This window comes from Citrobacter sp. wls718, from assembly GCF_005280945.1.
GTDB lineage: Bacteria > Pseudomonadota > Gammaproteobacteria > Enterobacterales > Enterobacteriaceae > Citrobacter > Citrobacter gillenii.
In genome coordinates this window covers 69,442-80,495 of the sequence record NZ_SZWV01000037.1, presented here as the reverse complement: position 1 = coordinate 80,495, position 11,054 = coordinate 69,442, and the positions used below count along the sequence as shown (strand labels likewise).

General features: G+C 52.8%; 6 protein-coding genes and 1 pseudogene. 1 reads left to right on the top strand and 6 read right to left on the bottom strand.

All coding sequences use genetic code 11. The features are described from left to right. Positions 1–46: 46 nt before the first annotated feature. From eno to rlmD, 5 genes are all read right to left on the bottom strand, one after another. The gene (gene eno, locus FDW95_RS07205) at positions 47–1,345 is read right to left on the bottom strand and encodes a phosphopyruvate hydratase (RefSeq protein WP_115257599.1); all 1,299 of its coding nucleotides are present in this window, start codon (positions 1,343–1,345) and stop codon (positions 47–49) included. An 86-nt stretch (positions 1,346–1,431) separates the two neighbouring features. Continuing rightward, entirely contained in the window at positions 1,432–3,069 is a 1,638-nt protein-coding gene (gene pyrG, locus FDW95_RS07200; RefSeq protein ID WP_096755904.1) for a glutamine hydrolyzing CTP synthase, read from the bottom strand. A gap of 224 nt (positions 3,070–3,293) precedes the next feature. Beyond that, a complete protein-coding gene (gene mazG / locus FDW95_RS07195) occupies positions 3,294–4,085 on the bottom strand; it encodes a nucleoside triphosphate pyrophosphohydrolase (protein WP_115257598.1) in 792 nt (263 codons plus the stop codon). 95 nt (positions 4,086–4,180) lie between these two features. Further along, entirely contained in the window at positions 4,181–6,415 is a 2,235-nt protein-coding gene (relA, locus tag FDW95_RS07190) for a GTP diphosphokinase (protein ID WP_115257597.1), read from the bottom strand. 98 nt (positions 6,416–6,513) lie between these two features. Next, positions 6,514–7,812, bottom strand: a complete 1,299-nt coding sequence (gene rlmD, locus FDW95_RS07185; RefSeq protein ID WP_115257596.1) for a 23S rRNA (uracil(1939)-C(5))-methyltransferase RlmD — start codon at positions 7,810–7,812, stop codon at positions 6,514–6,516. Positions 7,813–7,869: 57 nt separating this feature from the next. Here rlmD and barA point away from each other — a divergent pair. Next, positions 7,870–10,627: pseudogene (gene barA / locus FDW95_RS07180) on the top strand (two-component sensor histidine kinase BarA). 42 nt (positions 10,628–10,669) lie between these two features. Here the strand turns inward: barA and FDW95_RS23555 are convergent. After that, positions 10,670–11,054, bottom strand: a 385-nt coding sequence (locus FDW95_RS23555; protein WP_249358946.1) for a glycerate kinase, incomplete at its 5' end; no start/stop codon positions are given.

Here is an 11,054-nt window from a genome sequence, read left to right as displayed (position 1 = left end):
AAAACCCGCCGAAGCGGGTTTTTACGTTAAGAGCTAAAGAACAGGATTACGCCTGACCTTTGATCTCTTTACGACCGTTGTACGGCGCTTGTTCACCCAGCGCTTCTTCGATACGAATCAGCTGGTTGTACTTAGCAACGCGGTCAGAACGGCTCATAGAACCGGTTTTGATCTGGCCTGCAGCGGTACCAACAGCCAGGTCAGCGATGGTTGCGTCTTCAGTTTCGCCAGAACGGTGAGAGATGACAGCCGTGTAGCCAGCGTCTTTCGCCATTTTGATCGCAGCCAGAGTTTCGGTCAGAGAACCGATCTGGTTGAATTTGATCAGGATGGAGTTAACGATGCCTTTGTCGATGCCTTCTTTCAGGATCTTGGTGTTGGTTACGAACAGATCGTCACCAACCAGCTGGATTTTGTCGCCCAGTACTTTAGTCTGGTATGCGAAACCGTCCCAGTCAGACTCGTCCAGACCATCTTCGATGGACACGATCGGGTACTGTTTGGTCAGTTCTTCCAGGAAGTGAGTGAATTCTTCGGAGGTGAATGCTTTGTTGCCTTCGCCAGCCAGAACGTATTTACCGTCTTTGTAGAATTCAGATGCTGCACAGTCCATCGCCAGAGTGATGTCTTTGCCCAGCTCGTAGCCTGCTGCTTTAACCGCTTCAGCAATAACAGCCAGAGCTTCTGCGTTGGAACCCAGGTTCGGCGCGTAGCCACCTTCGTCACCAACTGCAGTGTTCATGCCTTTGGCTTTCAGAACTTTAGCCAGGTTGTGGAACACTTCAGAACCCATACGTACGGCTTCTTTCAGGGATTTAGCGCCAACCGGCTGAATCATAAATTCCTGGATGTCGACGTTGTTGTCAGCGTGCTCACCACCGTTGATGATGTTCATCATCGGAACCGGCATAGAGAATTTGCCCGGAGTACCGTTCAGTTCTGCGATGTGTGCATACAGCGGCAGGCCTTTAGCAGCAGCTGCTGCTTTAGCGTTCGCCAGGGACACAGCCAGAATGGCGTTTGCACCGAAGTTGGATTTGTTTTCAGTACCGTCCAGATCGATCATGATCTTGTCGATGCCAGCCTGATCTTTAGCATCTTTACCCAGCAGAGCCTGAGCAATTGGGCCGTTTACCGCGCCAACCGCTTTCAGTACGCCTTTACCCATGAAACGGGATTTGTCGCCATCGCGCAGTTCCAGTGCTTCGCGGGAACCAGTAGAAGCACCTGACGGCGCTGCTGCCATACCAACGAAACCACCTTCCAGGTGTACTTCGGCTTCAACAGTCGGGTTACCACGGGAGTCGATGATTTCACGACCGATGATTTTAACGATTTTGGACATTAGGTTTTCCTCAGTACAAGTTAAACTAAAACTCCAGACAAACAATGCACCCGGATGGGTGCATTGCCGTTCTAACTTTTTACTTCTTACTTCGCCTGACGCTTCTGATGTTCACTGGCGGCTTTCACAAAGCCGGCAAACAGCGGGTGCCCATCACGTGGCGTGGAAGTAAATTCCGGGTGGAACTGACAGGCCACGAACCACGGATGATTCGGTACCTCAATGATCTCGACCAACTGATCATCACCGGAGCGACCTGCAACACGCAGACCCGCAGCTTCAATTTGTTTCAACAGCATATTGTTGACTTCGTAGCGGTGGCGATGGCGTTCAACAATTGTCGGCGTGCCGTACAGCTTACGCACCAGACTCTCGTCGTCCAGCTGACACTGCTGCGCACCAAGGCGCATCGTGCCGCCCAGATCGCTCTTCTCGGTACGGACTTCGACGTTGCCGTCTTCATCACGCCATTCGGTAATCAGGGCCACCACCGGGTACTTACAGTCTGGCACAAATTCCGTGGAGTTGGCGTTGTCCATACCCACGACGTTACGAGCAAACTCAATCAACGCTACCTGCATACCCAGGCAAATGCCCAGATAAGGAATATTGTTCTCACGCGCAAAGCGTGCCGTCGCGATTTTACCTTCAACACCACGGTAGCCGAAGCCGCCTGGGATCAGGATAGCGTCGAGGCCTTTCAGGATCTCAACACCGCGCGTTTCAACATCCTGCGAATCGATCAGCTTGATGTTGACGGTGACACGATTCTTCAGACCACCGTGCTTCAGCGCTTCGATAACTGACTTATAGGCATCCGGCAGCTCAATGTACTTGCCGACCATACCGATAGTCACTTCGCCTGCCGGATTGGCTTCTTCGTAGATAACCTGTTCCCATTCTGACAGATTTGCTTCCGGACAGTTCAAGCTGAATCGTTTACAAATATAATCGTCCAGCCCCTGAGATTTCAACAGGCCTGGAATTTTATAGATAGAATCGACATCTTTCAGAGAAATCACCGCTTTTTCCGGGACGTTACAGAACAATGCAATTTTTGCACGTTCATTAGCCGGAACAGCACGATCGGAGCGGCAAATCAGAATATCAGGCTGAATACCGATAGAAAGCAGCTCTTTTACAGAGTGCTGAGTCGGTTTAGTTTTGACTTCACCTGCCGCTGCCATGTAGGGAACCAGCGTCAGATGCATAAACAGCGTATGTTCGCGGCCAATTTCCACGGCCATCTGGCGAATCGCTTCAAGGAACGGCAGAGATTCGATATCCCCAACGGTTCCGCCGATTTCGACCAGAACAACATCATGACCTTCACCGCCTTCCAGAACGCGTTCTTTGATCGCATTCGTGATGTGCGGGATAACCTGAACGGTTGCGCCCAGATAGTCGCCACGACGTTCTTTACGCAGAACGTCAGAGTAAATACGACCGGTGGTGAAGTTGTTGCGGCGGCTCATTTTGGTGCGGATGAAACGCTCGTAGTGACCCAGGTCCAGATCGGTTTCAGCGCCGTCTTCGGTAACGAACACTTCCCCGTGTTGGATTGGGCTCATAGTACCTGGATCGACGTTGATGTACGGATCCAGTTTCATCATGGTTACATTGAGGCCACGGGCTTCAAGAATGGCTGCCAGGGAGGCTGCGGCAATGCCTTTTCCCAGAGAGGATACGACCCCGCCGGTCACAAAAATATAGTTCGTTGTCATGCTGGACCTGAGAAGTTAGGGTGAAACGATGGAATTACCAAGACGGGAAAGTAGTATACCCGAACATGGCGAGCGCCACAAACTTTCATTATTCCTCCTCTTCACCAGGCTCACATTAACATCGGGAGTGAGAAAATAGCCCCTTTGGGGTAAATGTTTTTGACGTAAATCAATCGCTTGTTATTTAAAAAATCACACAAATCGCCCTTGACCGACGAAACCCCTTAGAGATCAATTTCCTGGCGTTTTACCTGTTGCCAGACTTCTTCCATAGTTTCCAGATCAACACCAGTCATTTCCAGACCGCGTTCAGCAACAATCCGTTCGACTTCACGAAAACGTCGCTCAAACTTTTCGTTCGCTTTCTGTAATGCGGTCTCGGCTTTTGTGCCTAAATGGCGGGCCATATTGACCGTGGCAAACAGCAGGTCGCCCATTTCCTCCTCCAGTTTAGCCTGGTCGACGACGGCCTGCTTCGCTTCGAACATGACTTCGTCAATCTCTTCATAAACCTTGTCGACCACCGGTCCTAACGTCTTCCAGTCAAAACCAACATTTGAGCAGCGTTTCTGGATTTTTTGAGCGCGCATCAGCGCCGGTAAACTACGGGGAATATCGTCCAATGCGGAATGTTGGGCTTTCTGCGCACGTTCTTCGCTTTTAATTTGCTCCCAACGGGTTAACACCTCAGTGCTGTTGCTGGCGGAAACATCGGCAAAAACATGCGGATGACGGCGTTCAAGTTTATTGCTGATGGCCGCACAAATATCATCAAAATTAAAGCGCCCTTCTTCCTGTGCCATCTGCGCGTAAAACACCACCTGGAACAGTAAATCCCCCAACTCTCCGCGCAGATCGTCGAAGTCTTCACGCGCAATGGCATCGAGCACTTCATAGGTTTCTTCGAGGGTATAGGGGGCGATGGTGGCGAAAGTCTGCTCTTTATCCCACGGACAGCCGTTTTCCGGGTCGCGCAGGCGCTGCATAATACCGAGCAGTCGGTCGATTTGATTCATTACAAGATCCTGAAAACGTAGGCCCGATAAGCAAAGCGCCATCGGGCATGGTGATATTGCCGGATGGCGGCACGCCTTATCCGGCTTACAAATGATTAATTACCGTGCAGACGACGTGCGTCGATCACATCCGGCACCTGATTGAGCTTGCCAAGTACGCGCCCGAGCACCTGCAGGTTATAGATTTCGATGGTCATGTCGATGGTGGCAAGCTGCTGTTTGGTATCGCTACGACTGGCAACCCCCAGCACGTTCACCTTCTCATTGGCGAGGATGGTGGTGATATCGCGCAATAAACCGCTACGATCGTTCGCCTGGACGCGGACCACCAGCGAATACCCCGCCGAGTAGCTTTCGCCCCAAACCGCATCGACGATACGCTCCGGCGCATGAGAACGCAGTTCTACCAGCTGTTCGCAATCCGCCCGATGCACGGATATACCGCGCCCCTGGGTGATGAACCCCACAATCTCATCGCCAGGAATCGGCTGGCAGCAGCGTGCGATGTGGTGCATCAGGTTACCTACCCCTTCAACCACCACGCGACCATCATCTTTACGGCGGTTTTGTGGCGCATGCGTTTTCTGCTGCAACTGCTTCAGCGCGGCGGCATCCTGCTCGGCGGCGCTCGGCTTGTTAAACTGCGATTGCAGGAAGTTCACCATCTGGTTAAGACGGATATCCCCACCGCCAATCGCCGCCAGCAGCTCTTCCAGCTCGTTAAAGTTGTAGCGCGGCAGCAGATGCTTTTCGGCTTCTTTCAGACTAATGCCTAAGTGCGCCAGTTCATCATCAAGGATTTGTCTGCCCGCGAGGATATTCTTGTCGCGATCCTGCTTGCGGAACCAGGCATGGATCTTGGAGCGCCCACGGCTGGTGGTCACGTACCCGAGGTTAGGGTTCAGCCAGTCGCGACTTGGGTTTGGCTGCTTCTGGGTGATGATTTCAATTTGATCGCCCATCTGCAACTGGTAGGTAAACGGCACAATGCGCCCACCAATTTTGGCACCAATACAGCGATGACCGACATCACTATGGATATGGTAAGCAAAATCAAGCGGCGTCGAGCCCGCCGGTAAGTCCACCACATCGCCTTTTGGCGTAAAGACGTAAACTCTGTCATCAAAGACCTGGCTACGCACTTCATCGAGCATCTCACCGGAGTCTGCCATCTCTTCCTGCCAGGCGATCAGCTTACGCAGCCAGGCAATTCGGTCTTCATGACCCGAACGCGCTGCACCTGAAGCGGTACCTTCTTTGTACTTCCAGTGCGCCGCGACACCCAGTTCGGCATCCTCGTGCATCTGTTTAGTGCGGATCTGGATTTCGATGGTTTTACCACCCGGCCCCAACACAACCGTATGGATTGATTGATAACCGTTGGGTTTGGGATTCGCGACGTAATCATCGAACTCGTCCGGCAGATGCCGATAGTGAGTATGTACTATCCCCAGTGCGGCATAGCAATCCTGTAACCGCTCGGCGACGATGCGCACGGCGCGCACATCGAACAGCTCATCAAAAGCCAGCTGCTTTTTCTGCATTTTGCGCCAGATGCTGTAGATGTGTTTCGGACGACCGTACACCTCGGCCTTCACGCCTTCGATTTTCATCTCTGAACGCAGGTGACCGACGAACTCATCAATGTAGTGTTCTCTGTCGATACGGCGTTCGTGCAACAGCTTGGCGATTCGCTTGTATTCGTCCGGATGCAGGTAGCGGAAGCAGTAATCTTCCAGCTCCCATTTTAACTGCCCGATACCTAATCGATTGGCCAGCGGCGCATAGATATTGGTGCACTCTTTTGCCGCCAGTACACGTTCGTCTTCTGGTGCGTCCTTGACTTCGCGCAGGTGCGCGATACGCTCCGCCAATTTAATGACCACACAGCGGAAGTCGTCGACCATGGCCAGCAGCATGCGACGGACGTTATCAACCTGTTCGGAAGAGACCGAATCGGTATGCGTGGCTTTCAGCTGACGTATCGCCGCCATATCACGCACGCCATGGATAAGATTGACGATTGACTTCCCCGCGTTCTCGCTCAGGATGTCTTCGCTGACCACGTTGGCATCCGCCAGAGGGAAAAGCATAGCGGCCCGCAGCGTGTCCATATCCATACTCAGCATAGAGAGAATTTCTACCATCTCCACGCCGCGCCACAACAGCAACTCCGCATCCGGATGCCCCTGTGTCTGCTGCAGGCAATACGCCCAGGTTTCGGCTAAGCGTTCACACGACTGCTGGCTGGTGATCCCCAGACTGGCGATCCATTTTTTGGGATCAAACTCACCAGCTTTATTAATATGTGCACTTCTTACCGCAACCATCGTCCTCTCCTTAAGGGGCCTGGCCTGTCGAAGTCGACAAGCCGTACCCATTGGGTTTCAGGCTACAGCGCGCCGAAATCCAGTGGGTATAAGATTCATTACCTATGCTCAAACAGGACCATTGACTCCAGGTGTCCGGTGTGCGGGAACATATCGAGCATCGCCAGTCGCTGAATGGTGTATCCCGCGTTGAGTAACGCTTCGCTGTCACGAGCCAGCGTAGCAGGATTACAGGATACATAAACAACGCGACCCGGTTTTAATTTTATAATATGTTGCATCACGCCTGCAGCACCTGCACGCGCGGGATCGAGTAAAACTTTGTCAAATCCGTTCTTTGCCCACGGCTGCCGGGTGACATCCTCCTCAAGATTCTCATGAAAGAATGTCACATTGTGTAATCCGTTATTCAGGGCGTTCTCGCGGCCTTTATCCACCAGCGCAGGCACGCCTTCAACGCCCACCACGCTTGCCGCACGGGTTGCTAGCGGCAGCGTGAAGTTACCCATGCCGCAAAACAGATCGAGCACCCGATCTTCAGGTTGTACATCCAGCCATTCCAGCGCTCGGGCAACCATCTGTTGATTTACCCCAGCATTCACCTGGATAAAATCACGCGGGCTGAAGGTTAAACGTAGCCCATTTGAGTCATACCAGGGTGATTCTCCTGAAACGCGTTCCAGTATCTCGCTTTGCGGGGCCAGAAACAAAGACAGTCCCTGAGAATGCGAAAAGCATTCCAGTTTTTCTTTATCAGCAGTAATTAGCGGCGACGTATGGCGCAAAATCATCACCGTGCCGTTGCCAGCCTGCACTAATTCAACATGGCCAAGATGGCGTAACCCTTGCAGACTTTCCAGGCATGCCCTGATATCGGGCAGCAGCGCCTCAAGTTGGGGCACCAAAACGGGGCACTGCTTCACGTCGATAATGTCACTGGAGCCAGATTTACGAAACCCCATCTGCAACTGCTTTTCTTTCGCCCGATAGTTCAGGCTTAAACGCGCACGACGGCGATAGCCCCATGGCGTGTCGGCAATAACCTCTGACACTTCACATTTAATTAAGCGTGACAGCGCCGCGCTTTTGCTACGTTGCTGTAAAGAAATGCTGGCATGCTGCTGCTGGCAGCCACCACATACGCCAAAGTGTGGGCAACGTGGCACTTCACGGTCTGGGCTGTCATTTAAACGACGTTTGACTTGCGCGCGGGCGAACTGTTTTTTATCTTCGGTGATTGCCACCTCCGCGCTTTCCTGGGGCAGTAATTCCGGTATAAACAGGGTCTTCCCGTTATGGCGAGCGACGCCCTGACCAAAAGGATCGAGGTCATTGACGGTAACGGTTATGATCTGACGCGTCGTCACGCGTCGTTTTGCAGAGTAGAATTGCGCCATCGACGAGAGTTTTCTCTATTTAACAGTGTGACCCTAATTGTCCCATAACGGAACTCCATGACCAACTACAGCCTGCGCGCTCGCATGATGATTCTGATCCTGGCACCGACCGTCCTGATAGGTTTGCTGCTCAGTATCTTTTTTGTTGTGCATCGCTATAACGACTTGCAGCGTCAACTAGAAGATGCTGGTGCCAGCATCATTGAGCCACTCGCAGTCTCCAGCGAATATGGCATGAACCTACAAAATCGGGAGTCTATCGGCCAGCTTATCAGCGTGCTGCACCGTCGCCATTCCGAAATTGTGCGGGCGATTTCGGTCTATGATGAAAATAATCGGCTGTTCGTCACGTCAAATTTCCATCTCGATCCATCAGAAATGCAGCTGCCTGCCGGTGCGCCGTTTCCCCGAAAACTGAGCGTCATCCGCCAGGGGGGATATCATGATCCTGCGCACCCCAATTATATCGGAAAGTTATTCTCCGGATGAGTCTGCAGTCAGCGACGCGAAAAACACAAAAAATATGCTGGGGTACGTGGCGCTTGAGTTAGATCTTAAATCGGTGCGGCTACAGCAGTACAAAGAAATCTTTATTTCAACCGTGATGATGCTGTTTTGCATCGGTATTGCATTAATTTTTGGCTGGCGTCTGATGCGCGACGTGACCGGCCCTATCCGCAACATGGTGAATACCGTTGACCGGATACGACGAGGGCAGCTCGACAGTCGAGTAGAAGGCTTCATGCTGGGCGAGTTGGATATGCTGAAAAACGGCATCAACTCGATGGCGATGTCGCTGGCAGCCTACCATGAAGAGATGCAGCACAATATCGATCAGGCCACGTCTGACCTACGCGAAACGCTGGAGCAGATGGAGATCCAGAACGTTGAGCTGGATCTGGCGAAGAAACGCGCCCAGGAAGCGGCGCGTATCAAATCCGAGTTTCTGGCAAACATGTCGCATGAGCTGCGTACGCCGCTCAATGGCGTGATTGGCTTTACCCGCCTGACGCTAAAAACCGAGTTGAACACCACCCAGCGCGATCACCTGAATACCATTGAACGCTCCGCCAACAATTTGCTGGCCATCATCAACGACGTGCTCGACTTCTCCAAACTGGAAGCAGGCAAGTTGATTCTGGAAAGTATCCCATTCCCGCTACGCAGCACGCTGGACGATGTGGTGACGCTGTTGGCGCACTCCTCCCATGATAAAGGGCTGGAGCTAACACTCAATATCAAGAACGACGTGCCAGACAATGTGATTGGCGATCCACTGCGTTTGCAGCAGGTCATCACCAATCTGGTCGGCAATGCCATCAAATTTACCGAGAGCGGCAATATCGATATTCTGGTGGAGAAACGCGCCCTCAGTAACACCAAAGTGCAGATTGAAGTGCAAATCCGCGATACCGGTATCGGCATTCCGGAACGCGATCAATCGCGCCTGTTCCAGGCCTTCCGCCAGGCGGATGCCAGTATTTCGCGACGCCACGGCGGCACCGGGCTGGGCCTGGTGATTACGCAAAAACTGGTCAACGAAATGGGTGGGGATATCTCCTTCCACAGTCAGCCCAATCGTGGATCAACCTTCTGGTTCCACATCAGCCTTGACCTCAATCCTAACGTACTCAGTGAACGCTCACCTACCCGCTGTCTGGCCGGGAAACGACTAGCCTACGTAGAACCCAACGCCAATGCGGCACAATGTACGCTGGATATCCTGAGCGAAACGCCGCTGGAGGTGATTTATAGCCCGTCATTCTCCGCGTTGCCGGCAGAACACTACGATATTCTGCTGCTTGGCGTACCGGTGACGCTGCGCGAACCGCTCACCATGCAACATGAACGGCTGGCAAGCGCCCGGGCAATGACCGACTTCTTGTTACTGGCGCTGCCTTGCCATGCGCAAATTAACGCTGAGAAATTAAAACAAGGCGGCGCTGCGGCGTGTCTGTTAAAACCGCTCACGTCAACCCGCCTGCTGCCTGCCCTGACGGAGTATTGTCATCTGAACCAAAGCAACGAGCCGTTGCTGGTCGACGAGAGCAAAATTGCGATGACCGTCATGGCGGTAGATGACAACCCGGCGAATCTCAAACTGATCGGCGCATTACTGGAGGATAAGGTACGCCACGTCGAACTTTGCGACAGCGGGCATCAGGCGGTGGATCGCGCCAAACAGATGCAGTTTGATCTGATTTTGATGGATATTCAGATGCCGGATATGGACGGTATTCGCGCCTGTGAACTGATCCATCAACTCCCTCATCAACAGCAGACGCCGGTGATTGCGGTTACCGCGCACGCCATGGCCGGGCAAAAAGAGAAACTCCTCAGCGCCGGGATGACTGACTATCTGGCAAAACCGATTGAAGAAGAGAAGCTGCACAATCTGCTGCTACGCTACAAACCTGGTACTGGTACAGCCATCCGGGCTATTGCCACAGAGCCTCTTGAGCCGGTGGTCAACCCGAACACGACGCTCGACTGGCAGCTGGCGTTGCGGCAAGCCGCCGGAAAAAATAATCTGGCGCGCGATATGCTGCAAATGCTGATCGATTTTCTGCCGGAGGTGCGTAATAAAATCGAGGAACAGCTGGTCGGTGAAAACCCGGAAGGGCTGGTCGATTTGATCCACAAACTGCACGGTAGTTGCGGCTACAGCGGCGTTCCACGCATGAAGAACCTGTGCCAGCTCATCGAACAACAACTGCGCAGTGGAACCCAGGAAGAAGATCTAGAGCCTGAGTTTTTAGAGCTGCTTGATGAGATGGACAACGTGGCACGCGAAGCGAAACGGATATTGGGGTGATGTTCGCCGGATGCGGCGTAAACGCCTCATCCGGCCTACAACTCAGCGTAACTGCAGCCCTGCATTGAGGGTTGCAGCCACGTTGCGTGCCGTCATGCGGACATTTTCTTTCGCATTCTTCAGCGCATCTTCCAGCGTACAGATGGTATAAATCACGCTAAAAACAGCATCAATACCATGGTCATGCACAATGCCCACATCCGGGGTCAGGCTGCCGGCAATACCGATAACCGGTTTGTTATAACGCTTCGCAACGTTCGCTACACCAACGGGGACTTTGCCATGTATGGTCTGGCTGTCGATACGCCCTTCACCGGTCACCACTAAATCGGCATCTGCGACCCAGGCATCAAGATGTAACGCATCGGTCACGATCTCAATACCGCTACGCAACTGCGCGCCGCAAAATGCATACAGTGCCGCACCC